The sequence below is a fragment of the Pseudomonas sp. 58 R 3 genome (genome assembly GCF_900006605.1).
In the GTDB taxonomy this organism is placed as follows: domain Bacteria; phylum Pseudomonadota; class Gammaproteobacteria; order Pseudomonadales; family Pseudomonadaceae; genus Aquipseudomonas; species Aquipseudomonas salomonii.
In genome coordinates, this window is record NZ_CVTT01000059.1 from 223,562 (window position 1) to 248,178 (window position 24,617).

Here is a 24,617-nt window from a genome sequence, read left to right on the forward strand (position 1 = left end):
TCAGGCTTCAGCGTTGGCTTTGATCAGACGGTCGTACGCATCCTGATCCAGCAGTTTAGCCACCGCCTCGGCGTCGGCCGGTTTAAAGCGGAAGAACCAGCCTTCGCCCATCGGGTCTTCGTTAACCAGTTCCGGGCTGTCGCTGAGTGCGTCGTTTACTTCCAGCACTTCACCGGTCAGCGGCATGTACACGCCGCTGGCGGCTTTCACCGATTCCACGGTGGAGGCTTCGGCGCCCTTGTCGTAAGCCTGCAACTCCGGCAGTTGCACGAAAACCACATCACCCAGCGCGTTCTGCGCGAAAGCGGTGATACCCACGGTGACGCTGCCATCGGCTTCGGCGCGCAGCCATTCGTGATCTTCAGTGAAACGCAACTCGCTCATGGAAACTCCTCAGGGCCAGATTCGTCTGGTGGACGGGATGGGAATAATGGGGAGTTACTTAGCAATATTGCGGCCAATGTCATTAAGTCTTTATGAATCAATGGCTTAACTATTTTGGTTGTGAGGATATGATTTTTAGCTGTAGCGATTTCGATACACTTGAGCACACCAAAAAAAGCCTATGTGGATCAAAGCCTTGCATGGCGCGTAAAAAACAGGGTTGTAGCGATATCGTTACGCTGTAGCGCTTTCAGTACAGCGAGTGTCGTTTCTAGACTAGATTTGGAATGAAGTCCATGTGGGAGCGGGCTTGCTCGCGAATGCGGTGTGTCAGGCAGCTCATTTGTAACTGACCCACCGCATTCGCGAGCAAGCCCGCTCCCACAATTTGATCTCTACATTTTCAGGGTTTGTTTGGAATGCCGTACTTGCGCAAGCGATGGGCGATCGCCGTGTGGGACGTTTGCAGGCGGCTCGCCAGTTGGCGGGTCGAGGGGTAGCTGGTGTAGAGGGTTTCCAGCAGATTGCGCTCGAAGTCTTCCACCGCCTGTTCCAGGCTGTCGACTTCGCCGTCGCTCTGGCGCGCCACCGAGGTGCCGGCGATGTCGAGGTCGCCGATGTCCACCAGGCTGCTTTCGCAGATGGCGGCGGCGCGGAAGATCACGTTTTGCAGTTGGCGCACATTACCCGGCCAGCGGTTGCCGAGCAGGGCCGGGTAAGTGCCGGGCGCCAGGCGACACACCGGGCGCTGGATCTGCGCACAGGCTTGCTGCATGAAGTAGCGGGCCAGCAGCAGAATGTCCTGGCCGCGCTCGCGCAGTGGCGGCACTTCGACGTTGAGCACATTAAGGCGGTAAAACAGGTCTTCGCGGAAGGTGCCCTCGCTGACCATTTTTTCCAGGTCGCGATGGGTGGCGCTGAGGATGCGCACGTTGACCTTCACTTCACGGTCGCCGCCCACCCGGCGAAAGCTGCCGTCATTCAGAAACCGCAGCAGCTTGGCCTGCAAATACGGCGACATCTCGCCAATTTCATCAAGGAACACCGTGCCCTGGTTGGCCAACTCCATCAGCCCGGGCTTGCCGCCACGCTGCGCGCCGGTAAAGGCGCCAGGCGCATAACCGAACAACTCACTTTCGGCCAGGTTCTCCGGCAATGCCGCACAGTTCAAAGCCAAAAACGGTGCACTGTGGCGTGCGCTGATGGCATGGCAGGCGCGGGCGACCAGCTCTTTGCCGGTGCCGGTTTCGCCCTGGATCAACAGCGGCGCATCCAGCGCCGCCACCCGTTGCGCCCGCGCCTTGAGGGTGCGAATCACCGGCGACTCGCCCAGCAGCGCATCAAACCCTTCGGCATGGTCGTGATGCAGCGCCGACAGTTGCTCACCGATGCGGTTGGGTTGGTACAGGGTCAGCAGGGCGCCGGCGTCGGTGATCGGTGTGGCGTCGAGCAAAAAGGTCTGGCCGTTGACGCTGATCTCGCGCAACGGCAAACGAAAGCCCTGTTCGAGCAAAGTCTCCAGCAGCGCCGAGTCGTTGAACAACGCGCTGATGCTTTCACCCGCCGGTTCGCGGCCATACAGCGCGATCAGCGCCGGGTTGGCCAGCAGGATCTTGCCCGCGCTGTCCAGGGCCAGCACCGGGTCGGTCATGGCTGCGAGCAGCGCGTCGAGTTGCAGGTGGCGGCGTTGGCCGGGAAGGATATCCACCACGGTGACCGCCTGTACGCCGTGCACGCTGAACAGCGCATCGCGCAGTTCTTCGAGCACCTCGGCGCTCAGGGTCGGCGCGTCGATGTACACGTTGGGCGGCACCATCTCCACCGCATCCAGGTTGAGATTGCGCCCACCGAGCAAGGCCAGGACTTCCTGGGTAATGCCGACGCGGTCGATGAAGCTGACGTGGATACGCATGGGGTGGCGACAAATCTGCAGAGCGAGAGGCCGCAAGTATGCCTTGCAGCGGATGGAGATCAAAATGTGGGAGCGGGCTTGCTCGCGAATGCGGTGTGTCAGTCTCTTAATTTATTGACTCAAAGACCGCATTCGCGAGCAAGCCCGCTCCCACATTGATGGTGTTGTGTCAGCGCAAACTGGTTATTCCAGGTGTTCGGGCTTGACCGGATCGCCAGACTTCACATCCAACTGATGCCGTACATCCTCAAACATCAAGTCGTACTGCTTGTGCATCGAGCCGTTAAGCGTCGCCACCTTCGGCATCCCGTATTTCTGCGCGATGTTCATCGCATGCCGGGCAAAGTCGAAGGCCTGGTCCTTGGGCAAAAAGAATTCCTCCTTGAGGTCCTTGCCCTGCACCGAGCCGTGCAGCTTGAAGAGCATTCCCTTGCCTTCCTTTGGATCCTGGCTGACCTCGTAGTCGATGCACAGGTTGTAGCTGTAGTCCTCCTTGTTGAGCGCGTGACGTTCGATGTGCAGGTGACCGGGTTCAAAGGTGGCCATAGGCGTTTCTCCTCTACTTCACAGGTAGGTGATGCCAGGTTTTGCCGTGCTGATACGCGTGCCGGCGCTGCCCTGGACGATGGCTTCGATGTCCGAGAGTGAACCGATGACGGCAGTTTTGCCAGTCTGGCGGGCGAACTCGCAGGCCGCTTGCACCTTTGGCCCCATGGAGCCGGCGGCGAAGCCGAGCTTCTCCATGTCGTCGGGATGGGCCTGGCCGATGGCCTTCTGGGTCGGCTTGCCGAAGTCGATAAAAGCCGCATTGACGTCGGTGGCAATCACCAGCAAATCGGCGTCCAGTTGCGCGGCCAGCAAGGATGAACACAGGTCTTTGTCGATCACCGCTTCAATGCCGCGCAGCTTGCCGTCTTCGCCATACATCGTCGGGATGCCGCCACCACCGGCGCAAATCACAATGGCGCGTTTTTCCAGCAGCCACTTTATCGGGCGGATTTCAAAGATGCGTTTGGGGCGTGGGCTGGCCACCACACGGCGGTATTTATCGCCATCGGGGGCGATGGCCCAGCCTTTTTCGGCGGCGAGTTTTTCGGCTTCGGCCTTGGAGTACACCGGGCCAATGGGTTTGGTCGGGTTCTGGAAGGCCGGGTCCTTGGCGTCGACTCCCACTTGGGTGAGCAAGGTGGCGAACGGTACTTCGAAGTCCAGCAGGTTGCCCAGTTCCTGTTCGATGATGTAGCCGATCATGCCTTCGGTCTCGGCGCCGAGCACGTCCAGCGGGTAGGGCGAAACCTGGGTGTAGGCCGCCGCCTGCAATGACAGCAGGCCGACTTGCGGGCCATTGCCGTGGGCGATCACCAGCTCGTTGCCGGGGTGGATCTTGGCGATCTGTTCGGTGGCGATGCGGATATTGGCGCGTTGGTTGTCCGCCGTCATGGGTTCACCACGGCGGAGCAGGGCGTTGCCGCCCAGGGCTACGACGATGCGCATAATGCATTCCTTTTAGAAGGATCGTTCCCACGCTCTGCGTGGGAATGCCTCACTGGACGCTCTGCGTCCGCTCTTGTGACGCAGAGCGTCACTGGCTGCATTCCCACGCAGAGCGTGGGAACGATCAGAGTGGGGTTAGATATCCGCCAGCGCCGACACCAGAATCGCCTTGATGGTATGCATGCGGTTTTCTGCCTGCTCAAATGCGATGTTGGCCGGCGACTCGAACACTTCCTCGGTCACTTCCACGCCATTGGCCAGGTTCGGATAACGCGCGGCGATGTCCTTGCCCACCTTGGTCTCACTGTTATGGAACGCCGGCAGGCAGTGCATGAACTTCACGCGCGGGTTGCCCGAGGCTTTCATCATCTTGGCGTTGACCTGGTACGGCAGCAGTTGCTCGATACGCTCGTCCCACGCTTCCACCGGCTCGCCCATCGACACCCAAATATCGGTGTGGATGAAGTCCACGCCTTTCACGGCTTCTTTCGGGTCTTCGGTGATGGTGATGCGTGCGCCGCTTTCCTCGGCAAAGGCCTGGCACTGCTTGATGAAATCTTCGTGTGGCCACAGCGCTTTCGGCGCGCCGATGCGCACGTCCATGCCCAGTTTGGCGCCGATCATCAGCAGCGAGTTGCCCATGTTGTAGCGCGCGTCGCCCAGGTACGCGTAGCTGATGTCATGCAGCGGCTTGTCGCTGTGCTCGCGCATGGTCAGGGTGTCGGCGATCATTTGCGTTGGGTGGAATTCGGCGGTGAGGCCGTTGAACACCGGCACACCGGCGAACTTGGCCAGCTCTTCGACGATTTCCTGTTCAAAGCCACGGTACTCGATGGCATCGAACATCCGGCCCAGGACGCGGGCGGTGTCTTTCATGCTTTCCTTGTGGCCGATCTGCGACGACACCGGGTCGATATAGGTGACGTGGGCGCCCTGGTCATGGGCTGCCACTTCGAACGCGCAACGGGTGCGAGTCGAGGTTTTTTCGAAGATCAGCGCGATGTTTTTGCCTTGCAGGTGCGGACGCTCGGTGCCGGTGTACTTGGCGCGTTTGAGGTCGCGGGACAGGTCCAGCAGGTAGTTCAACTCGCGGGTAGTGTGGTGCATCAGCGACAGCAGGCTGCGGTTGCGCATGTTAAAAGCCATGATGAGTCTCCTTAATAGTCGATTGGGTCGCGGATGATCGGGCAGGTCATGCAGTGGCCACCGCCACGGCCTCGGCCCAGTTCACCGGCGCTGATGGTGATGACTTCCACACCGGCCTTGCGCAGCAGGGTGTTGGTGTAGGTGTTGCGGTCGTAACCGATCACCACGCCAGGCTCCACGGCCACCACGTTGTTGCCGTCATCCCATTGCTCGCGCTCGGCGGCGAAGCTGTTGCCGCCGGTCTCGACCACACGCAGTGCCTTGAGGTTGAGCGCTGCGGCCACGGTTTCGAGGAAATTGGTTTTCTCCCGCTGGATGTCGATGCCGTGCGGCTTGCTTTCATCCGGGCGCAGGGTGAAGGGCACGATCTGGTTGACCACTTCGGGGAAGATGGTCACCAGGTCGCGGTCGCAGAAGCTGAACACGGTGTCCAGGTGCATCGCCGCGCGGGACTTCGGCAGACCGGCAACGATCACGCGTTCCACGGCTTTGTTTTTGAACAGGTTGCGCGCCAGTTGGCCAATCGCCTGGTGCGAAGAACGCTCGCCCATGCCGATCAACACCACGCCATTGCCAATCGGCATCACGTCGCCGCCTTCCAGCGTGGCGGCACCGTGTTCCTGGTCGGGGTCGCCGTACCAGATCTGGAAGTCGGCGTTGGTGAACTCGGGGTGGAATTTATAGATGGCGCTGGCCAACAGGGTTTCCTGACGTCGCGCCGGCCAGTACATCGGGTTGAGCGTCACACCGCCGTAGATCCAGCAGGTGGTATCGCGGGTGAACTGAGTGTTGGGCAGCGGCGGCAGGATGAAGCTTGAGTGGCCGAGGAAGTCGCGGAACATCTCGATGGTTCGGCCACCAAAGCTGCTCGGCAGGTCATCGGCCGACACGCCGCCAATCAGGAACTCGCTGATCTTGCGCGGCTCCAGGCTGCGCAGCCACGAGCCGACTTCATCGACCAGGCCCAGGCCAACGGTATTGGCGGTGATCTTGCGCTCCAGAATCCAGTCCAGCGCTTCGGGGATGGCGACGATATCGGTCAGCAGGTTGTGCATTTCCAGCACATCAATGTCCCGCTCGCGCATCTTGGTTACGAAGTCGAAGTGGTCGCGCTTGGCCTGGGCCACCCACAGCACGTCATCGAACAGCAGTTCGTCGCAGTTGTTGGGGGTCAGCCGCTGATGGGCCAAACCTGGGGAGCACACCATGACTTTGCGCAGTTTGCCGGCTTCGGAATGTACGCCGTACTTCACTTTTTCCGTGGTCATTACAGATCCTCCAGTCAGAATTACAGAGTCAGGAAGCCGTCGTAGAGGCCATAGGCAGCCACCAGGGCGCCAATGACGACTGCGGCAAAAATCAGCTTCTCGACGTTGGTGAAAATCGGTTTGCCCAGTTCATGCTTGGCCTTGGCGAACAGGATCGCGCCGGGGGCGTAGAGCAGGGCGGACAGCAGCAGGTATTTGGTGCCACCGGCGTAGAGCAGCCAGACCGCGTAGATCAGGGCGATGGCGCCGATGAACAGGTCTTTCCTGCGCTCGCGCAGGGCGTTTTCGTAGGTCTCGCCACGCACCGCCAGCAGCAGCGCATAGGCCGCCGACCACAGGTAAGGCACCAGGATCATCGAGGTGGCGAGGTAGATCAGCGACAGGTAAGTGCTGGCCGAGAACAACGTGATCACCAGGAAAACCTGAACCATCGCATTGGTCAGCCACAGGGCGTTGACCGGCACGTGGTTGGCGTTTTCGCGGCGCAAAAACTCCGGCATGGTGTGGTCCTTGGCGGCGGCGAACATGATCTCCGCACACAGCAGCACCCATGACAGCAGTGCACCCAACAGCGAGACGATCAAGCCGACGCTGATCAACACCGCGCCCCAGTGGCCCACCACATGCTCCAGCACGGCAGCCATCGATGGGTTCTGCAGTTTGGCCAGTTCCGGTTGGGTCATGATGCCCAGGGACAGCACGTTCACCAGCATCAGAAACAGCAGCACGGTGATAAAGCCGATCACGGTGGCCTTGCCGACGTCGCTGCGTTTTTCTGCACGGGACGAGAAGATGCTCGCGCCTTCGATGCCGATAAACACCCACACGGTGACCAGCATCATGTTGCGCACCTGGTTCATCACGCTGCCCAGGTCTGGGTTTTTCACGCCCCAGATGTCAGCGGTAAAGATATCCAGCTTGAACGCGAACAGCGCGATCAATACAAACAGCACCAGCGGCACCACCTTGGCGACGGTGGTCACCAGGTTGATGAAGGCTGCTTCCTTGATGCCGCGCAGTACCAGGAAATGCACGGCCCACAGCAGCACTGACGCGCCAATCACGGCAGCAGGCGTGTTGCCTTCGCCGAAGATGGGGAAAAAATAACCGAGGGTGCTGAACAGCAACACGAAGTAACCGACGTTGCCCAGCCAGGCGCTGATCCAGTAGCCCCAGGCCGATGAGAAGCCCATGTAGTCGCCAAACCCGGCCTTGGCATAGGCGTACACGCCGCCGTCGAGGTCAGGCTTGCGGTTGGCCAGGGTCTGGAATACGAAAGCGAGGGTGAGCATGCCGATGGCGGTAATGACCCAGCCGATCAACACCGCGCCGACATCGGCGCTGGCGGCCATGTTTTGCGGGAGTGAGAAGATCCCGCCGCCAATCATTGAGCCCACGACCAGCGCAACCAGGGCGCCGAGTCGAAGTTTTCCGGGAGTTTCAGACATTGCATGACTCCAATGCAGGAGAAGAGAGACCACAGAATAATTCCGTGCGCTAATCAAACAGCTGACTCAGATCACTTCATTGGCACATTCCATTGTGAATTAATGACTTAAGGGTAAAATCCGGAGGCAATAGTTTCCCCCGTAGAGGCGCTTTCCAGAGCGGCTCCTGCGTTTTTATTAATCATTTAGTTCGAGGTGTGGACGTTTGACCCTAGCCCGTTTTGTCGAATGTGCAAACTTTTCTCAATTAAGTGCCTAAGCCAGCACGAACTGGCAAAGTGCCTGCTCTATTTAAATTATAAATAAGCCTAAACTTTATAAACTGTCATGCCATTGCGTTATGAGCGTGACGGTTTTATCGCGGTCTTTAATAAACGCTACACTCGCTGAGTTAATTAGTTGAGTGCGCGCGTGTTCTCTCAAACTATTTTATTTCAGGAGTTTTCATGTCCCAACCGGCCGAGAAACTACGCCTCAGCGCGTTGATTGCTCTGGTGGTGGGTTCGATGATCGGCGGCGGTATTTTCTCTTTGCCGCAGAACATGGCCGCACGCGCCGAAGTGGGCGCCGTGCTGATCGGCTGGGCGATCACCGCCGTCGGCATGCTCACCCTGGCGTTTGTGTTCCAGACCCTGGCCAATCGCAAACCTGAACTCGACTCCGGCGTGTATGCCTACGCCAAGGCCGGGTTCGGTGACTACATGGGGTTTTCGTCGGCCTGGGGCTACTGGATCAGTGCGTGGATGGGCAACGTCGGTTACTTCGTGTTGCTGTTCAGCACCCTCGGCTACTTTTTCCCGGTGTTCGGCCAGGGCAATACGCCGGTCGCGATCGGCTGTGCCTCGCTGCTGCTGTGGGCGGTGCATTTTCTGGTGCTGCGTGGCATCAAGGAGGCGGCGTTCATCAACCAGATCACTACGGTGGCGAAGATCGTGCCGTTGCTGATGTTTATCGTGATCGCCGCCGTGGCGTTCAAGGCGGATATCTTTACCCGCGATATCTGGGGCCTGGGCAACCCGCAATTTGGCAGCGTGGTCGATCAGGTACGCAACATGATGCTGGTCACCGTGTTCGTGTTTATCGGTATCGAGGGCGCCAGCGTGTATTCGGCGCGCGCCGAGAAGCGCTCGGACGTGGGCCGCGCCACCGTGATCGGCTTTCTGGGTGTGCTGGCACTGCTGGTGCTGGTGAATGTGCTGTCCCTGGGCATCATGAGCCAGCCGGAGCTGGCGCAATTGCAAAACCCTTCACTGGCAGGTGTGCTGGAACATATCGTCGGGCCGTGGGGCGCGATGGCGATCAGCATCGGGTTGGCCGTGTCGCTGCTCGGCGCCTTGCTGTCATGGGCGCTGCTGTGTGCGGAAATCCTCTACGCCACTGCTCATGACAAGACCATGCCGGCCTTCCTGAAAAAGGAAAACCCCAACCGGGTGCCGGTCAATGCGCTGTGGCTGACCAACGTGATGATCCAGGTGTTCCTGGTGATCACGCTGTTTTCCCACAGCACCTACACCACCCTGATTTACCTGGCCTCGTCGATGATCCTGGTGCCGTACCTGTGGTCGGCGGCCTACGCGGTGCTGCTGAGCGGGCGCGGCGAAACCTATGCCGGTGCCCAGCGCCAGCGTTATAAGGATTTGCTGGTCGGCCTGATCGCCCTCGGCTATGCCGTCTGGCTGCTGTATGCCGGTGGCTTGAAGTACCTGCTGCTCTCGGCGTTGCTGTATGCGCCCGGCGTGATCCTGTTTGCCCTGGCCAAGCGCGAACAGGGCCAGCCCTTGTTTACGCACATGGAAAAAGGCATTTTCAGTTGCGTGATCGCGGGCGCGGGGCTGGCGGCTTATGGGCTGTATAGCGGGGTGTTGTCGTTGTGAGATTGGCGTATGAGCCGCCCTATGACTGGGCGGCAATGCTGGGTTTTCTATCGGCGCGGGCCATCACCGGGTTGGAGACCGTGGAGGCCGGCGTGTATCGGCGCAGCATCAGCATTGGCGGGCAACACGGCTGCATCAGCGTGGCGCCGGGCGCGGGCGATTGGCTGGAAGTGGGCGTTGAGTTTCCCGACATGGCGGCGTTGCCCGAGATCGAGCGGCGCCTGCGGGCGATGTTCGATCTGGATGCGCGGCCTGGTTTGATCAATGCGCAACTGGCCGCCGACCCGTTGATGGCGCAGTTGGTGGCTGCCCGCCCTGGCCTGCGGGTGCCGGGGACGTGGGATGGTTTGGAGCTGGCGATTCGTGCAGTGCTGGGCCAGCAGATCACGGTGGTCGCGGCCATTCGCCTGGCGGGTAAATTGGTGGCGCAGCATGGCCAGCCGCTGCAAACGCCCCATACCGGTATTACCCATGTATTTCCTGCTCCTGAAGTCTTGGCGGCGGCGGACCTGGCGACCTTGGGCATGCCCAGGGCGCGGGGCCGTACCTTGTCGGGTGTGGCTCGGGCGTTGCTGGATGATCCGCAATTATTTGCAGCCAAGGCCAATCTCAAGGACGGCGTGGCGCGCCTGGTAGCCTTGCCGGGAATTGGCGACTGGACCGCGCAGTACATCGCCATGCGTCAGTTGCGTGAGCCGGATGCGTTTGCGTCGGGGGATATTGGCTTGATCAATGCGCTGGCGGCGCTGGAAGGCGGGCCGGTATCGGCGCGGCAGTTGTTGGCCCGTGCGGAGGCGTGGCGGCCGTTGCGGGCGTATGCGGCGCAGCATTTGTGGACGTCGTTGAGTCGGGTGGATTGAGGGCGGCTGTCAGGGCCTCATCGCAGCGGTGCGACGATTCGACAAGCCAGCTCCCACATTCGATGTGTGAACACAGTCAAATGTGGGAGCTGGCTTGCCTGCGATAGCGATCTCAATTCACCACTGAGCTCGATGTGAGCCCAATTCCCCAGCGGGCAAATCCCACTGCAACGGCGTGCCACTGATGGTCACCGGCGCCAGCAAACGATGGGCCTGGCCCCAGGCCGTCTGCTCCACCACCAAGCCCTGATCGCCCGGTTCTTCGGCCCGCAACGCCGGCTGCTCCGGCACTTGCCCGGCCTCCACCAGCAACTTTGCGGTGCGCGCCAATGACAAGCGCGCCGAACCACCGCGGCCGGTTTTCAGCCGCTCGCTCAAGGCTTGAATGGCACTGGCCGCCATCAAATACCCGGTCGCGTGATCCAGCGCCTGCAACGGCAGCGGCACCGGTTTATCCGCCTGTTTCCACGTCATGCCAGCATCGGCAATGCCGCTGCTCATCTGCACCAGGCTGTCGAAGCCACGACGGTTGCTCCACGGGCCGCTCCAGCCGTAGGCGTTGAGGCTTACGTCGATCAGGCCGGGGGCGAGGCGTTGTAATTCTGTGGCGGTGTAGCCCAACTGTTCGAGCGCGTCGGCGCGGTAGCCGTGGAACAGGATGTCGGCGTCCTTGAGCAGGTTTTCGAACACCTGGCGGTCTTCGGCACTTTTAAGGTTCAGGCGTGCGCAGCGTTTGCCCAGGGTCATTTCCGGCACTACGCCCGGTTCGTTCCAGGTCGGCGAGTCGATGCGCAGTACATCGGCGCCCAGGCCTGCGAGAAAACGACTGGCCACAGGACCGGCCAACACACGGGTCAAGTCCAGCACCTTGATGCCGGCCAGCGGGCGTGCCACCGAGCCGAGCCACGGTTTGTCGCCAGTGGTGTCGAAGGTCTGGCGCTGCACCAATGCCTCGGCGTTCACTGCCAACCCTTGCGGATGGGTTTGCCAGGCCTGCCAGGTACGCATCTGCGCCGCGCAACCGCCGGCATCGACGATCGCCTGTTCCAGTTCGGCGGCGTTCCAGGCGGCGACTTTACTGGCCATCTCGGCGCGGTCATTGACCTTGCCCAGGACGCGCTCGGCGGCAGCCCGGTGGTGGGGCGCATTGGTGTGCAAACGGATCCAGCCGTCGGCGCTGGCGTAGTCGCCGGCCACCGGGTCCCACAGCGGCGGTACTTGCCAGCCCACCGGGCGAATCGAGGAGGAGAACCAGAAGCAAGCGAGGCGTCGGTCCACGCTCACGCTGGGCAAGCGCCCGGTTTGTTGCTGGATAAGTTGAGCAACCGCCTGGCCGGCAGCGCCGAGGCTGGCGCTGGCCAGTTCGGTCACGGCAAAGGTCGAGGGCAGGGCGCCGGCCTCGGTGAACGTCAGTGGGGTTTGCGGTAAATCGAGTGCGGCTTGGATGGGTGTCAGCAGGTCAGTCATCAAAGGCCCTCCGTTAGAGAAGAGCCACTATAGAAGATCCTCACACGGCTGTGACCACTCCCGGCACCAACGGCAAGTCGATGCTGGCGATAAAACCACCGTCCGGGTGATTGGCCAGAATCAGGCTGCCGCCATGGCGTTCGGCGGCGCGGCGGGCAATCGCCAGGCCCAGCCCGTGGCCTTGGGCGGCTTGGCCGGGCGCGCGATAAAACGGCTCGCCCAGTTGGCTCAAGTGTTCGGCTTCAACGCCGGGGCCGTGGTCGCGCACGCTGATCAGGATGCGCTCGCCCTGGTGCTGGGCGCCTAGCTCGATCGGCTGGCCAACGGGGTTAAAGCGCTGGGCGTTACGCAGCAGGTTGTCCACCGCGCGCTCGATCATGGTCGGCCAGCCCTTGAGGTGCAGCTCGGGTTCGGCGCTCAGTTGCACCACCTGTTCCGGCGCACTGAGTTGGGCATCCTTTTGTAAGGTTCTGAGCAGTGGGGTGAGGTCGACCTCTTCGGCGCTGGCGTTGTCGGCGTCCACGCGGGCCAGCACCAGAATCTCGCTGATGAGTGCTTCCAGACGGTCGCACTCACGGGTCAGGCGCGGCCACAGGCGTTCGCGTTCTTCGGGGCCGGCGCGTTCTGCCAGGGCCAGGGCGATGCGCAAGCGGGCCAGCGGCGAGCGCAGTTCGTGGGACACATCGCGCAGCAACTGGCGCTGGCTGCCGATCAGGCTTTGCAGGCGTGCGCCCATGCGGTTGAAGTCCGTGGCCAGCACGCCGAATTCATCGCGGCGGTTGGCCAGTTGCGCCAGGCTGTTTTGCTGATAGGTGGTCTGGCCCAGGTCATGAACTGCGCCGCGCAGGCGGCTGAGTGGGCGGGTAATGGACAAGGTCACCAGCAGGCTGAACAGCGTCAGCACCACCAGGGCAATGGCCAGTGCGCTCAACGGCCACATCAGGCTGCTGCGGTGCCAGGCGTCCAGTTCCGGGTTGGGGATGCGATAGATCAGCAGGTACGTGTCACCGGTTTTTTCACTGGTGTACTCGGCGGTCAGGCGGCGCCAGGGCAGATGGCTGTCCTGGTTGTCATTCTGGCGGGCTTCGAAGGCGGCGGCACGGCGCGGGAAAGTGCCGCGTACCACCGGGTCGCCGCTTTCGTTGAGGACCTGCACGTCGATGTGGTACTGGCGTTTGCGTTGTTGCAGCAACTCCTGGGCGGCGTCCTCACCCTGGGCTTCGTAGAGTTGCGTCCACTCTTGCGCCAGGTTGTTGAGGCCGGGATGGCGGCTCAGAATCCAGGTGTCCTGGTTGAGCATATGCCCAAGCAGGATCGACAGCCCGGCAACCAAGGCGATGGCCAGCCAGAAACTGGCCAGGATGCGCCAGAACAATGAACGCACAGGAAACCCTCAAACAGGAAAAGCCCAGCGGCGCGAGCCACTGGGCTGGGGAGGTAACGCTAGCGCATTATTGCGCTTTTTGCGGCTGTTGCGCTTTCCAGGCCTGGAATTCCTTCCACTCGGCGCGGCGCTCGGCTTGCTTCTTGACGATCTCGTCGAACTTCTTCTGTTGATCGGGTTTGAGCACGGCACGGATATCAGCCTGGGTTTTCTGCTTGGCGGCGGCCATGTCGTTTTTCATGGCTTGCTGGTCAGCGGCCGGCAGCTTGTCGAGGTACTTGCGCACGATTTCTTTGCGGCCGTGCCATTGTTCGCCCATCAGCTTGCCGATTTGCTCGCGCTGTTCGCGGCTCAGGTCGAGCTGGCTGAAGGGGCCGCCTTTGCCACGCGGACCGTGTTCGCCGCCGTGGCCTGGGCCGCCCATCATATGGCCTTCAGGGCCGCCCATCGGGCCTGGGCCTTCTGGCGCTGCGGCCATGGCGATGGTTGGCAGGGCAGCGGCGAACATCAGAGCGATAAGGGTCTTGCGCATGGTGTTTCTCCTGTCTCTATTCCGGTGAGTCCGGATGTGAGTAGGTTACCCAGCGCAAGGTCAGCGGCGGTCAGGGGAGGGTAAAGCTTGGGTAAAGAGGGTTTGTTGCGAGGTTTACATTGATCGTTCCCACGCTCTGCGTGGGAATGCATACCGTGACGCTCTGCGTCACCGGCGTACACAGCGGAACGCAGAGCGTCCCCGGCGGCATTACCACGCGGAGCGTGGGAACGATCTTTAGAGGCTGTAGTAATAGCCACGGCTGCGCAGCGCCACGATCCGCGGCCGGCCATCCGGGTGTGGGCCGATCTTTTTGCGCAGGTTGCTCACGTGCATGTCCAGGCTGCGATCGTACAGAGTGAGCTTGCGGCCCAGGGCGATCTGCGCCAGTTCCTGCTTGTCCAGCGGTTCGCCGGGCTGGCGCAGCAAGGCTTCGAGCAGGCGGCTTTCGGACACCGTGAGGGTGAATTCCTGCTCGTCGATGCTGACCACGCCGCGCACCGGGCTGAAGCACAAATCGCCCAGCTCCATCTGCGTCGACACCGCCGCCGGGTGGCTGCGGCGCAGCACGGCGCGCAGGCGCGCAGTCAGCTCGCGTGGGTCGCAGGGCTTGGCCAGGTAATCGTCGGCACCCAGTTCCAGGCCGAGGATACGGTCCAGCGGTTCGCCACGGGCCGAGAGCATCACCACCGGCAACTCCGGGTGGTCATTGCGCAGTTGCTTGAGCAACTCCAGGCCGCTGCCATCCGGCAGCATCACGTCAAGCACCACGGCGGCGGGTGCGGCTTCGGCCAGGGCTTTGCGCGCGCTCAAGCCGTCGTGGCAGGCGCGCACCTGGAAACCTTCCTGGCTCAGCCAACTGGTCAGCAGCTCACAGAGCTCCTGGTCATCATCTATCAGTAACAGCTCGCTCATGACTCACTCAATTTAGCCATTGTCGACGGCGACGGTGCCCACCGCTGGCGAAGATCCCGCACAGCAAGGCGATCAGTGCGACGGCCCCGCCGGTAACAAACCACTGTTGTTGTTCGGTCAGCCAGCGGTTCAAGGCGCCGCCTTGTGTCTCTTTGAGTTGCTGGACCAGGCGTTGGTTCTCCTGGCGCAAGCGATTCAGTTGAGCGCTTTCACGGGCATTCTCTGTGCTTTGCAGTTGTTTGCTCAATTCTTCACGCAGTCGTTCGCTTTCTTTCAAACGTTGCTGCAACTCGGTGATCTGGCTGCCGACACTCAGGGACAAGGGCGTGGAGCTGCCGGTGTTTGAGGTTTCTTCCGCGTGGGCGGTCGCCCCGATCATTAACACTGCCAACAGACACAACGGACGTAAGCGCATCGGAACTCCTGATTCCACACGAATATTCAGAACGTTGTCGGCAGGTTACCGAGAATAATGAGCAATTAGGAGCGCGCCGAACCTATCAGGTTCAGCGCAGCCGGGCTTTAAGGCAGGACTTGCTTGAACGGCTTGACCACCACATCAACGTAGACGCCCGCAGCAATGTAGGGATCGGCTTTGGCCCAGGCCTGGGCATCGGCCAGCGAGGCGAACTCGGCAATGATCAGGCTGCCGGTGAAGCCGGCGGCGCCTGGGTCATTGCTGTCGACGGCCGGGTGCGGGCCTGCGATCACCAGACGGCCTTCGGCTTGCAGGGTTTTGAGGCGCTCAACGTGCGCCGGGCGTACGCTCAGGCGTTTTTCCAGCGAATCGGCAACGTCGGTGGCAATGATGGCGTAGAGCATGTCAGTCCTCGGTTTTCGGCGTGGTGGGGGCGGTGTCATGCAGATGGCGCGACAGGTAGATACCTTGGCCGATCAGGAACAATACGGTCATGCCCAGGCTGCCGAAGACTTTGAAGTCCACCCAGTAATCCTGGAAGGTAAAGGCCACGAACAGGTTGGCGGCGCCGCAGAACAGGAAAAACACGATCCAGGCCACGTTCAACCGCACCCATACGGGCTCCGGCAGGGTCAACGCGTGGCCCATGATGCGCTTGATCAACAGGCGGTCACCGATAAAGTGGCTGCCGATAAACACCAGCGCGAACAGCCAGTTCACCACCGGGGCTTTCCATTTAAGGAAGGTTTCGCTGTGAAAGGCCAGGGTCAGGCCGCCGAACACCAGGCAGGCGATCAGGGTGAGCCATTGGCTTTTTTCCAGTTTGCGCTGGGAAATGAAAATGGCGCCGTAGACTACGATAGAACTGACGATCAGCACGGCAGTGGCGCTGTAGATGCCCCCGAACGAGAGCTGATGACCGGCGATATCGATGACCCTGGGGTCGAGTTTGGTAACGATGAAAAACAGCAACAGCGGGATGAAGTCGATGAATTGTTTCACAGTAAGAGCCAGAAGCTGGATGTGGCGGCATAATAACAAACATCCTTGGTAGCGAAAGCGCCAGCTGACTTGAGGTTACACACGCCCGTGAATGTTGATTTGCACTGCCACAGCACAGCCTCCGACGGCGCCCTGGCGCCCGCGGTACTGGTTGCGCGTGCGTTTGAAAAAGGCGTGCGAGTCCTGTCGTTGACCGACCACGACACCCTCGAAGGCCTCGACGAGGCGCGCACGGCGGCCCATGCGCTGGGCATGCAACTGGTCAACGGCGTGGAATTGTCCTGCACCTGGGGCGGCGCCACCATTCATGTGCTCGGTTACGGTTTTGATCAAAACGCTGCGCCTTTGGTGGCGGCCATTGCCCAATTGCACGATGGCCGTTGGCTGCGGTCCGAAGAAATAAGCCGCAAGCTCAGCCTTAAAGGCATGCCCAATGCGCTCGACGGCGCCCGCGCCATCCAGCAGGAGCTGGGCGACAGCGGCAACGCACCGGCCCGGCCGCACTTTGCCGACTGGATGGTGCGTGAAGGGTTCGTCAGGGACCGCGCCGAAGCGTTTCGCAAATGGCTGGGCGCCGGCAAGTTGGGTGATGTGAAGCAACACTGGCCGACCCTGGAAGATACGGTCGGCACATTGCGCGCTTCCGGAGCCTGGGTGAGCCTGGCGCATCCCTGGCATTACGATTTCACCCGCAGCAAACGCCGCAAGCTGATTGCCGACTATATTGGAGCGGGCGGCCACGCAATCGAGGTGGTCAACGGGCATCAACCCGCTGACCAAGTGGGCAGCCTGGCGATTCTTGCCCGCGAATTTGGTCTGCTGGTCAGCGCCGGCAGTGATTTTCATGGCCCAGGCGGCTGGTCCGAGATCGGCGAGTACCGCCAGGTCCCGGAAGACTTGCCGCTGCTGTGGGGGCGATTCAAGCATGACCCCATTATTGCCACCGTCTGAACAGGTAGAACACGTGAGTCAATTCTTCCAGATTCATCCGGAAAACCCTCAAGCGCGCCTGATAAAACAGGCCGTGGAGATCATTCGCGCCGGTGGCGTGGTGATCTACCCGACTGATTCGTCCTACGCCATTGGTTGCCAGATCGGCGACAAAAGCGCGGTCGAACGGGTCAGACGCCTGCGTGACCTGGACAAAAACCACAACTTTGCGCTGATCTGCAGCGATTTGTCGCAACTGGGGTTGTTCGCCAAGGTCGACACCGGCACCTTCCGCCTGCTCAAGGCCCACACGCCGGGGCCATACACCTTTATTCTCAATGCTACCCGTGAAGTGCCGCGCCTGTTGCTGCACCCCAAAAAACGCACCATCGGCCTGCGTGTGCCCGAGCACCCGATTGCCCTGGCGTTGCTGGCCGAACTGGGTGAGCCGTTGATGAGCGTGTCGCTGATTTTGCCCGGTGAAGAAGAGCCGCTGTACGACCCTTACGAAATGCGCCGACTGCTGGAAAAACACGTCGACCTGATCATCGACGGCGGCTACGGCGGCAACAAGGCGTCCACCGTGATCAACCTAGCCGACGGCGAGCCGCAAGTGGTGCGCGTGGGCTGCGGCGACCCGACACCGTTTATGGTTGAGGCCTGAATGTCGGCCGTGGAAACCGCTGATCCCCAGGCCGGCGCCCAGCAGGAACTGCCGTTTGCCATGGTCTATGGCCAGGCGGTCATGGAAATGCCGCTGGACCTGTATATTCCGCCGGATGCGCTGGAAGTTTTCCTTGAAGCCTTCGAAGGCCCGCTGGACCTGCTGCTGTACCTGATCCGTAAACAGAACATCAATATCCTCGACATCCCGGTGGCGGAAATCACTCGCCAGTACATGGGGTATGTCGAGTTGATGCAGTCGGTGCGCCTGGAACTGGCCGCCGAGTACCTGGTGATGGCCGCCATGCTCGCCGAGATCAAGTCGCGCATGCTGTTGCCGCGCGCCGAGACCATTGAGGCCGAAGAAGACGACCCGCGTGCCGAACTGATCCGTCGCCTGCAGGAATACGAACGCTTCAAGGCCGCCGCCGAAGGCATCGACGGCTTGAGCCGCGTGGGTCGTGATGTGCTGGTGCCCAAGCTCGACGCCCCGGAAGCTCGGGCGCGCAAGCTGTTGCCGGATGTGAGCCTGGAAGAATTGCTGATGTCCATGGCCGAGGTATTGCGCCGTGGTGACATGTTCGAAAGCCACCAGGTCAGCCGCGAAGCGCTGTCGACCCGCGAGCGCATGAGCGATGTGCTGGAGCGCCTCAAGGGCGGCGGCTTTGTGCCGTTTGTCGAGCTGTTTACCAAAGAGGAAGGGCGCCTGGGGGTGGTGGTGACCTTTATGGCCATCCTCGAACTGGTCAAGGAATCCTTGGTCGAGCTGGTCCAGAATGAGCCTTTTGCGGCTATCCACGTGCGGGCGCGAGCCGAATAAAGAGCTGAATCGATGAATCTGACTGAACCCCGCGAACTGGCACCCTTGCTGGAAGCCTTTCTCCTGGCCTCGGGTAAACCGCAATCGCTGGAACGCCTGTTCGAGTTGTTCGAAGAGGCCGAGCGCCCTGAACCGCCGGTGTTCAAGAAGGCGCTGGAGATTCTGCGCAAGTCCTGCGACGGTCGCGCCTTTGAATTGCGCGAGGTGGCGTCAGGTTATCGCTTGCAGATCCGTGAGAAATTTTCCCCGTGGGTCGGCCGGTTGTGGGAAGAACGCCCGCAGCGTTATTCCCGGGCGATGCTGGAGACCATGGCGCTGATTGCCTATCGCCAGCCGATCACCCGGGGCGAAATTGAGGATGTGCGGGGAGTTGCGGTCAACAGCCATATCGTCAAGACGCTGCTGGAGCGCGAGTGGATCCGCATCGTCGGCTACCGCGACGTGCCCGGCAAACCGGCGATGTTCGCCACCACCAAGGTGTTCCTCGATCACTTCAACCTGAAAAACCTCGACGACCTGCCACCGCTTGCCGAATTGCGCGAGATGGAAGCCGAGCCGGTGCTCGACTTCGACGACGCGCCGGTGCCGGCCAGCCTGCAGGAACTGGCCGACGCCACCGCCGAGCCGGAAGAGCCGAAGGACGAAACCAGTTTCCATACCTTGCTGCTTGAGCTGGATGATATGGAGCAGGGCATCAAAACTGACTTTGATGACTTGCTGCGTGATGGCGCGGCTGAGCCGCTAACCCAGGTGAACGTTGAGGGTGAGGCGCAAGTCGAACCGGAACCGGAGCCTGAACCCGAAGAAGACATCCTCGGCGTGGCCGAAGCCCGTGAAAAGCTCCTGGCCGCTGTTGCCGCCCTTGAACAGCCGCCTTTGAGCGACGAAGAAGACGAAGCCCGGGCGCTGGCTGAAGCCATCGAGGCCGAACGCCGCCAGTTCGAGGACTGACCCGCTTTGCCAGACCCATAGATCGTTCCCACGCTCTGCGTGGGAATGCCGCCTCGGACGCTCCGCGTCCGCTTGTGACGCGGAGCGTCACGGGATGCATTACCACGCGGAGCGTGGGAACGAGAGCCGTAATGATGAGTTCCACCAAAGACCCTTGCATCAGCATCTGTAAATTCACCGATGACATCTGTGTCGGCTGTGGCCGCAGCAAACGCGAAATCCGCGCCTGGAAGAAACTCGACAAAGCCGACAAACGTACCGTTCTGGCCGAAGCCGAGCTGCGCCTGCTGGCCCTGGGCGCCACCGGTCGGCGGAAAAGCAAATGACTGGGGCCTTATCGACTAGTCTGTGATGCGAAACCTGCGCCATGCGCGTATGATTCGCGACCCTTTGCCGAGCTATTCGGCCAAAGCCCCGCTTTCAATACTCTTCAGGCCACGCCTGAATCGACCCACCGGGAGGTGCTTAAGATGAACGACCAAGACCAGAACGACAGCCAGGAAATCGGCCCAGCAGGCGAAAAACTGCAAAAGGTGCTGGCGCGTATCGGCGTGGGCTCACGCCGCGACGTCGAAGCCTGGATCACCCAGAAGCGCATCAAGGTCAATGGCGTCGAGGCTACCCTCGGCCAGCGCGTCGACCTGCACGATGCAATCACCATTGATGGCAAGGTCATCAAGCGTGAAGAGGCCGCCGAATCGGTGCGCCGCGTGATCATGTACAACAAGCCGGACGGCGAGATCTGCACCCGTGACGACCCGGAAGGCCGTCCGACCGTGTTCGACAAGATGCCCAAGCCCAAAGAAGGCCGTTGGATCAACATCGGCCGCCTGGACATCAACACCACCGGCTTGCTGATGTTCACCACCGACGGCGAACTGGCCAACCGCTTGATGCACCCGTCTTACGAGATGGACCGTGAGTACGCTGTGCGTGTACGCGGCGAAGTCGATGACGAGATGATCGAACGCCTCAAGGCTGGCGTGGTGCTGGAAGACGGCCCGGCCAAGTTCACCGACATCAAGCAGGCGCCCGGTGGCGAAGGTTTCAACCACTGGTACCACTGCGTGGTGATGGAAGGCCGTAACCGTGAAGTCCGTCGCCTGTGGGAATCCCAGGGCCTGGTGGTCAGCCGCCTGAAGCGCGTGCGTTTCGGCCCGGTGTTCCTTAACTCCGACCTGCCGATGGGCCGCTGGCGTGAAATGAGCCAGTACGAAGTCGACATCCTCAGTGCCGAAGTCGGCCTGACGCCGGTGGCCATGCCGCAGATGAACGCCAAGAGCAAAGACAAGCTTGAGCGTATGCAGCGTAAATCCTCGCGTCCTGTGGCGCGTACCGAACGTGTTGCCCGCACCTTGCGCCCGGCGCTGAATGCTCCGGCAACTGGTGGGCGTATCTCCCGTGAGCCGCACATTGAAGGCGAGCGCCGCCCAACCGCGCCATCGCGTCAGGAAGGCGAGCGTGGACCGCGCACGCCGCGTCCAGCCCGTGGTGAAGCGCCAAGCGGTGGCCGTAGCAACCGTGGTGAAGCGGACCGCCCGGCGGACAACGCCAGCACCAAGCGCCCGGCCAAGCCAGCGGCGAACAAGCGCCCTGGCCCGAAACTGGTCGCCGACGAGCCGTCGGGCAAGCGCCGTGGCGCGCCAGCCGGTTCCGGTCAGCGTCCGGGGTTTGGTCGCAAGAAGCCGCAGTGATTTAACCGCGGCATAAAAAAACGCCAACCCTAGGGTTGGCGTTTTTTTTTGCCCGTGATTTGAAATGCTTTCAAGTGTGGGCGCTGGCTTGCCTGCGATGCAGACACCTCGGTTTACCAGGCAAACCGCAGTGATGCTATCGCAGGCAAGCCAGCTCCCACAGGGATCGGTTTCGTTTCAACGAGGTGTGTTAGAACGCAAATCTGCCATCAAACACCGGCTTGTCATCCAATGCCAACACGCCACTCTCAAAGATCAGGTCAAGGTGATGGCTGCCTTTCTGCCCGCCACCCAAGCCCAGGTGCAGGCCGCAATGGCGCTCCTCGAAGCCGGCATTGCGCGCATACAAGTCTTTCACGCCTTCATTGGTGCCAATCCCCAATTCCTCCACGCGCCGGTTGGACGGGTTGGCATTCAGGTACTTGTTGAAATCATCCGCCAGCCCCGGCACGTCGCTGGCCACGCTGCAAACCGTCGAGTTCTCGATCCACAGTTCCAACGGTGATTGCAGCACGCCGTATTTGCGCGCAAACGGAATGGTGCTGAGGAAGGTGCCGACAAACCGCACCTGGCCATTGATGGCCTCGCTGTGGGTGGCGATTTCGCCCGGTGCCAGGTCGTGGTTGCCGACCCCGTTGATATTGGTCCACTTCTTGATGCTGCTCAGCGGCGCCTCAAGGCGCGAGCCATGTTTGTCGGTAAAACTCAGCACGTTGGCCTGGGACATGCGCCGGATCAGCGTAGCGTTGAGGTCGGCGATGCGCTGCGGCTCGACGCTGAAGGTGTCGTAGAAATAGTCGCCATAATCCTTGAACAGCAGGGATTTCTTCCAGTGTTCGGCCATTACGCCTTGCAGGGCGCGAATAAAGTCCGGACCTTCGGCCCGTGGGTTGGGCAGGGTCGAAGAGTCATACAGAAACAGGTACAGGTCACAGGCTTCGATGGCGTGGGCCAGGGTGTCGCTGGGCGTCAGGTCCAGGCGCTGGCATTGGAAGTTGAAGCGTGCGGCGCTGCTGTGGGTGATTGCTTCGGCGATGGCGTCGTAGCGCTCGGTATGGCCCAGCAACACCGTAGGGCGGCTCAGGCCGCTGAGTGCCGGGTGGTGTGCGAGGTAGTAGAGGAAGTGTTCGACGGCGCGGGCCTTGTCCATGACGGGTGTCCTTCTATGCCTTGGGTAAGGGGGCAGGTGCCGTGCACAGCACCTGCCGGATGCCTGCCGGGTGTTAGAAAGGCCACATCGCAGTGCCAAAGGGCACAACGGCATCGGCTTGCATCATTTCAACGGCGGCCTCATGGGTCGGCGCTTCAAACCAATCGTCAAGTTGCAGTTCGGTTTCCAGGTCGTTTTCCAGTGCTTGCATGGTGTATCTCCTAGAGGACGTTGTTTGAGAACGACTTGCCAGCGGGCTTCGCTGGCAAGTGAAAGAACCTAGGAGAGAGTGTTTGAAAATGCAAAATATTTATTGACACGGTTTCATTTGCATTTTTTCTTCTGTTTTTTCGGTGTAATTCTTTATCGAGAAAAAACAGCCAATTGGCTGAACCGATTCTTCAGACGCGTCCCACTGACAGTTTTCCGTTAACCGACGAAAAAGTCTGGCTGTAACGCTGGCTTTCCGGGGTGTAACGATAGTTTTACGAGTTTGCCCAGGCATTGCGCAGTGCCGTCCCGCTGTAAGGATTAGCTGACAGTTTGTCCCGTGCACCCCGTTGGGGCGTGCTGAAGCTGTCGAGCGGTGTACAATGCGCCGCGTTTTACTGTGACCCCCCCTTGCGTATCCACGCATAAGGCCAAGACCTCAGGGTTTCCTAACCCTGATCACTCCGTCCGGCCACGAGTCGGACGGGTTCGATTTCGTCACAGATAAAAACAAACAGGTGACGCATGACCGTTAGAAACACGCTGTACTCCTGGTGCCTGCGCTGGGGTTTGAGCGGCGCTGCTTGAGTCGGTAATTCAAGGCAGCAACCTGCATTCGACATTCTCAAACCTTGCGTGAGACCCTTTTCATGAGTGGACCCCAATCTTCTTCAGGCGAGCTGAAACGCGGCCTGAAAAATCGGCATATCCAGTTGATCGCCCTCGGTGGCGCCATCGGCACCGGCCTGTTCCTGGGCTCGGCCGGTGTGCTCAAATCCGCCGGCCCGTCGATGATCCTGGGTTATGCCATCTGCGGCTTCATCGCCTTCATGATCATGCGCCAGCTCGGCGAAATGATCGTCGAGGAGCCGGTCGCCGGTTCCTTCAGCCACTTTGCCCACAAGTACTGGGGCGGTTTCGCCGGCTTCCTGTCGGGCTGGAACTGCTGGATCCTGTACATTCTGGTGGGCATGTCGGAGCTGACTGCGGTCGGCAAGTACGTGCACTACTGGTGGCCGGAGATCCCGACCTGGGTTTCGGCGGCGGCGTTCTTCGTATTGATCAACCTGATCAACCTGGCCAACGTCAAAGTCTTCGGTGAGGCCGAATTCTGGTTCGCGATCATCAAGGTCGTCGCCATCGTCGGCATGATCGCCCTGGGCAGCTATTTGCTGGTCAGCGGCAGCGGCGGCCCGCAAGCGTCGGTGAGCAACCTGTGGGACCACGGTGGGTTCTTCCCCCATGGCGTCGGCGGTTTGGTGATGGCCATGGCGATCATCATGTTCTCGTTCGGCGGCCTGGAAATGCTTGGCTTTACTGCCGCCGAGGCCGACCAGCCCCGTACGGTGATCCCCAAGGCGATCAATCAGGTGATCTACCGCATCCTGATTTTCTACATCGGCGCCCTGGTGGTGCTGTTGTCGCTGACGCCGTGGGACAGCCTGCTGGCGACCCTTAACGCGTCCGGCGATGCCTACAGCGGCAGCCCGTTCGTGCAGGTGTTCTCGATGCTGGGCAGCAACACCGCCGCGCATATCCTCAACTTTGTGGTGCTGACGGCGGCCTTGTCGGTGTACAACAGCGGCACCTACTGCAACAGCCGCATGCTGCTGGGGATGGCCGAGCAGGGCGACGCGCCCAAGGCACTCGCCAAAATCGACAAACGCGGCGTGCCGGTGCGCTCGATCCTCGCATCGGCGGCGGTCACCCTGGTGGCAGTGTTGATGAACTACTTCATCCCGCAACACGCGCTGGAGTTGCTGATGTCGCTGGTGGTGGCCACCCTGGTCATCAACTGGGCGATGATCAGCTTTTCGCACTTCAAGTTTCGCCAGCACATGAATCGCACCGGTCAGGTGCCGTTGTTCAAGGCGCTGTGGTATCCGTATGGCAATTACATCTGCCTGGCGTTCGTGGTGTTTATCCTGGTGATCATGCTGATGATTCCGGGGATTCAGGTGTCGGTGTTCGCCATCCCGGTGTGGGTAGCGTTCATGGCGGTGTGTTACTGGATCAAGAACAAGCGCAGTGCCGACGCTGCGTTGACCACGGCGAGTGCAGCGCTGAAGTAAGCGGCGCTCCATCCGTGATTAAT

General features: G+C 60.8%; 25 protein-coding genes. 9 read left to right on the forward strand and 16 right to left on the reverse strand.

The features are described 5' to 3' along the window. From gcvH to arcD (BFP92_RS17625), 7 genes are all read right to left on the reverse strand, one after another. Nucleotides 1-384 carry a glycine cleavage system protein GcvH gene (gene gcvH, locus BFP92_RS17595; protein WP_056858590.1) on the reverse strand — a complete coding sequence of 128 codons (384 nt, stop codon included), beginning with the start codon at nucleotides 382-384 and terminating at the stop codon, nucleotides 1-3. A 403-nt stretch (nucleotides 385-787) separates the two neighbouring features. After that, nucleotides 788-2,296, reverse strand: a complete 1,509-nt coding sequence (locus BFP92_RS17600; RefSeq protein WP_065930451.1) for a sigma-54-dependent transcriptional regulator — start codon at nucleotides 2,294-2,296, stop codon at nucleotides 788-790. A 183-nt stretch (nucleotides 2,297-2,479) separates the two neighbouring features. After that, nucleotides 2,480-2,842 carry a DUF5064 family protein gene (locus BFP92_RS17605; RefSeq protein WP_065930452.1) on the reverse strand — a complete coding sequence of 121 codons (363 nt, stop codon included), beginning with the start codon at nucleotides 2,840-2,842 and terminating at the stop codon, nucleotides 2,480-2,482. Nucleotides 2,843-2,860: 18 nt separating this feature from the next. Next, a complete protein-coding gene (arcC, locus tag BFP92_RS17610) occupies nucleotides 2,861-3,790 on the reverse strand; it encodes a carbamate kinase (RefSeq protein WP_065930453.1) in 930 nt (309 codons plus the stop codon). Between the two features lie 135 nt (nucleotides 3,791-3,925). Beyond that, nucleotides 3,926-4,936: an ornithine carbamoyltransferase gene (locus tag BFP92_RS17615; protein WP_015885593.1), complete on the reverse strand. Its 1,011-nt coding sequence runs from the start codon at nucleotides 4,934-4,936 to the stop codon at nucleotides 3,926-3,928. A gap of 11 nt (nucleotides 4,937-4,947) precedes the next feature. Continuing rightward, nucleotides 4,948-6,204 (reverse strand): arginine deiminase, encoded by a 1,257-nt coding sequence (gene arcA, locus BFP92_RS17620; RefSeq protein ID WP_058422253.1) that lies wholly within the window; start codon nucleotides 6,202-6,204, stop codon nucleotides 4,948-4,950. Nucleotides 6,205-6,224: 20 nt separating this feature from the next. Further along, on the reverse strand, nucleotides 6,225-7,652 hold the full coding sequence (gene arcD / locus BFP92_RS17625; protein ID WP_065930454.1) for an arginine-ornithine antiporter: 1,428 nt from the start codon (nucleotides 7,650-7,652) through the stop codon (nucleotides 6,225-6,227). Nucleotides 7,653-8,098: 446 nt separating this feature from the next. Here arcD (BFP92_RS17625) and arcD (BFP92_RS17630) point away from each other — a divergent pair, with 446 nt between their 5' ends. Both arcD (BFP92_RS17630) and BFP92_RS17635 read left to right on the forward strand, forming a co-directional pair. Then, nucleotides 8,099-9,526: an arginine-ornithine antiporter gene (arcD, locus tag BFP92_RS17630; protein WP_065930455.1), complete on the forward strand. Its 1,428-nt coding sequence runs from the start codon at nucleotides 8,099-8,101 to the stop codon at nucleotides 9,524-9,526. Next, the gene (locus tag BFP92_RS17635; protein WP_065930456.1) at nucleotides 9,523-10,386 is read left to right on the forward strand and encodes a DNA-3-methyladenine glycosylase family protein; all 864 of its coding nucleotides are present in this window, start codon (nucleotides 9,523-9,525) and stop codon (nucleotides 10,384-10,386) included. Before arcD (BFP92_RS17630) ends, BFP92_RS17635 begins: the two co-directional genes overlap by 4 nt. Nucleotides 10,387-10,503: 117 nt before the next feature. Here the strand turns inward: BFP92_RS17635 and BFP92_RS17640 are convergent, their stop codons facing one another. The 7 genes from BFP92_RS17640 to BFP92_RS17670 form a co-directional block, all read right to left on the reverse strand. Next, complete coding sequence (locus BFP92_RS17640) at nucleotides 10,504-11,853, reverse strand: CoA transferase (protein ID WP_065930457.1); 1,350 nt, start codon at nucleotides 11,851-11,853, stop codon at nucleotides 10,504-10,506. Between the two features lie 40 nt (nucleotides 11,854-11,893). Continuing rightward, nucleotides 11,894-13,237 (reverse strand): sensor histidine kinase, encoded by a 1,344-nt coding sequence (locus BFP92_RS17645; protein ID WP_065930458.1) that lies wholly within the window; start codon nucleotides 13,235-13,237, stop codon nucleotides 11,894-11,896. Nucleotides 13,238-13,304: 67 nt separating this feature from the next. Next, nucleotides 13,305-13,769 carry an LTXXQ domain protein gene (locus BFP92_RS17650; protein WP_056858600.1) on the reverse strand — a complete coding sequence of 155 codons (465 nt, stop codon included), beginning with the start codon at nucleotides 13,767-13,769 and terminating at the stop codon, nucleotides 13,305-13,307. Nucleotides 13,770-14,006: 237 nt separating this feature from the next. Further along, entirely contained in the window at nucleotides 14,007-14,684 is a 678-nt protein-coding gene (locus tag BFP92_RS17655; RefSeq protein ID WP_056858601.1) for a response regulator transcription factor, read from the reverse strand. A gap of 7 nt (nucleotides 14,685-14,691) precedes the next feature. Further along, a complete protein-coding gene (locus BFP92_RS17660; RefSeq protein WP_065930459.1) occupies nucleotides 14,692-15,099 on the reverse strand; it encodes an SH3 domain-containing protein in 408 nt (135 codons plus the stop codon). A 107-nt stretch (nucleotides 15,100-15,206) separates the two neighbouring features. Then, nucleotides 15,207-15,506, reverse strand: a complete 300-nt coding sequence (locus BFP92_RS17665) for a YciI family protein (protein ID WP_065930460.1) — start codon at nucleotides 15,504-15,506, stop codon at nucleotides 15,207-15,209. A 1-nt stretch (nucleotide 15,507) separates the two neighbouring features. Continuing rightward, nucleotides 15,508-16,104 (reverse strand): septation protein A, encoded by a 597-nt coding sequence (locus BFP92_RS17670; protein ID WP_065930461.1) that lies wholly within the window; start codon nucleotides 16,102-16,104, stop codon nucleotides 15,508-15,510. 87 nt (nucleotides 16,105-16,191) lie between these two features. Between BFP92_RS17670 and BFP92_RS17675 the strand changes: the two genes are divergently transcribed. The 6 genes from BFP92_RS17675 to rluB all read left to right on the forward strand — a co-directional run bounded on the left by BFP92_RS17675 (nucleotide 16,192) and on the right by rluB (nucleotide 21,162). Next, complete coding sequence (locus tag BFP92_RS17675; RefSeq protein ID WP_065930462.1) at nucleotides 16,192-17,055, forward strand: PHP domain-containing protein; 864 nt, start codon at nucleotides 16,192-16,194, stop codon at nucleotides 17,053-17,055. Between the two features lie 13 nt (nucleotides 17,056-17,068). Beyond that, the gene (locus tag BFP92_RS17680; protein WP_065930463.1) at nucleotides 17,069-17,698 is read left to right on the forward strand and encodes an L-threonylcarbamoyladenylate synthase; all 630 of its coding nucleotides are present in this window, start codon (nucleotides 17,069-17,071) and stop codon (nucleotides 17,696-17,698) included. Between the two features lie 120 nt (nucleotides 17,699-17,818). Next, nucleotides 17,819-18,517 carry a segregation and condensation protein A gene (locus tag BFP92_RS17685; RefSeq protein WP_170875849.1) on the forward strand — a complete coding sequence of 233 codons (699 nt, stop codon included), beginning with the start codon at nucleotides 17,819-17,821 and terminating at the stop codon, nucleotides 18,515-18,517. A gap of 12 nt (nucleotides 18,518-18,529) precedes the next feature. Next, nucleotides 18,530-19,468 (forward strand): SMC-Scp complex subunit ScpB, encoded by a 939-nt coding sequence (gene scpB / locus BFP92_RS17690; RefSeq protein WP_065930464.1) that lies wholly within the window; start codon nucleotides 18,530-18,532, stop codon nucleotides 19,466-19,468. A gap of 134 nt (nucleotides 19,469-19,602) precedes the next feature. Further along, the gene (locus BFP92_RS17695; protein ID WP_016973229.1) at nucleotides 19,603-19,794 is read left to right on the forward strand and encodes a DUF1289 domain-containing protein; all 192 of its coding nucleotides are present in this window, start codon (nucleotides 19,603-19,605) and stop codon (nucleotides 19,792-19,794) included. A 144-nt stretch (nucleotides 19,795-19,938) separates the two neighbouring features. Then, nucleotides 19,939-21,162 (forward strand): 23S rRNA pseudouridine(2605) synthase RluB, encoded by a 1,224-nt coding sequence (gene rluB / locus BFP92_RS17700; protein ID WP_065930465.1) that lies wholly within the window; start codon nucleotides 19,939-19,941, stop codon nucleotides 21,160-21,162. 190 nt (nucleotides 21,163-21,352) lie between these two features. Here the strand turns inward: rluB and BFP92_RS17705 are convergent, their stop codons facing one another. Then, nucleotides 21,353-22,312 (reverse strand): CgnE/CgnB domain-containing protein, encoded by a 960-nt coding sequence (locus BFP92_RS17705; RefSeq protein WP_065930466.1) that lies wholly within the window; start codon nucleotides 22,310-22,312, stop codon nucleotides 21,353-21,355. Between the two features lie 73 nt (nucleotides 22,313-22,385). Beyond that, nucleotides 22,386-22,523, reverse strand: coding sequence for a hypothetical protein (locus tag BFP92_RS31760; RefSeq protein WP_003175756.1), 138 nt, complete (start codon nucleotides 22,521-22,523; stop codon nucleotides 22,386-22,388). A 649-nt stretch (nucleotides 22,524-23,172) separates the two neighbouring features. Here BFP92_RS31760 and BFP92_RS17710 point away from each other — a divergent pair. Next, on the forward strand, nucleotides 23,173-24,594 hold the full coding sequence (locus tag BFP92_RS17710; protein ID WP_065930467.1) for an amino acid permease: 1,422 nt from the start codon (nucleotides 23,173-23,175) through the stop codon (nucleotides 24,592-24,594). Nucleotides 24,595-24,617: the final 23 nt, after the last annotated feature.